At 53.7% G+C, this 585-nt stretch carries 1 protein-coding gene; it reads right to left on the minus strand.

Translation table 11 applies throughout. The annotated features are described in order from the left end of the window. Positions 1 to 51 precede the first annotated feature (51 nt). Positions 52 to 447, minus strand: a complete 396-nt coding sequence (locus AC1RPT_RS07615) for a hypothetical protein (RefSeq protein WP_281106398.1) — start codon at positions 445 to 447, stop codon at positions 52 to 54. Positions 448 to 585 lie beyond the last annotated feature (138 nt).

Genomic DNA, 585 nt, shown 5'->3' on the forward strand with positions numbered 1-585 from the left:
TCGTACAGAGGTGCCGGCTTAGGACTATCCGAAAACTCGCGAATCCAATGTTTATGCATCTACTTCGTCCTCGTCTTCATCTTCCTCGTCGAGATCGGGATTCCCGAGGCCCAGATTCTCGACACCGAGTTTGAGGTACGTCAGCACCTCGTCCACGCTGGACCGGTATCCGGTATCGAACAAGACCTCGTACGGAGCATAGCCTTCGATCAAGCCTTGATAGACAGTGGCGTCAATGCGCGCGTCGTAGTCTGCACGAATCTTGAGCGTGTGGCATTCGATGCCGAACAGAGCCTCGTCCTTCTTGTCGTTCAGGCGCACGAACTGTTTGTGCTCTTCCGCGAACTGTTCGAGTTCCGTGTGCCGGACACGATCCAGTTCCAAACCTAGATACTGCTCCAGCGACTTGAACATGGGACGCACCTCACGGTGATACTTCTTGTTCATCTTCATCTTCCTCAACTAGTTCGTTCATGGCATTCATCAGCCGCTGTTCGACTGACGCAGCCCAGTCATCATATTCGCTCCACACCGCGCGCCGCACGATGCACAGCGAATCCTCAAGCAAACTATACAGATCAGCAG

It is taken from the genome of Dellaglioa sp. CoH-56-MRSF-11 (assembly GCF_056782135.1).

Excerpts from the sequence above, each read along its gene's own strand:
- AC1RPT_RS07615 (WP_281106398.1), bottom strand. The coding sequence starts at position 447 with ATGAACAAGAAGTATCACCGTGAGGTGCGTCCCATGTTCAAGTCGCTG.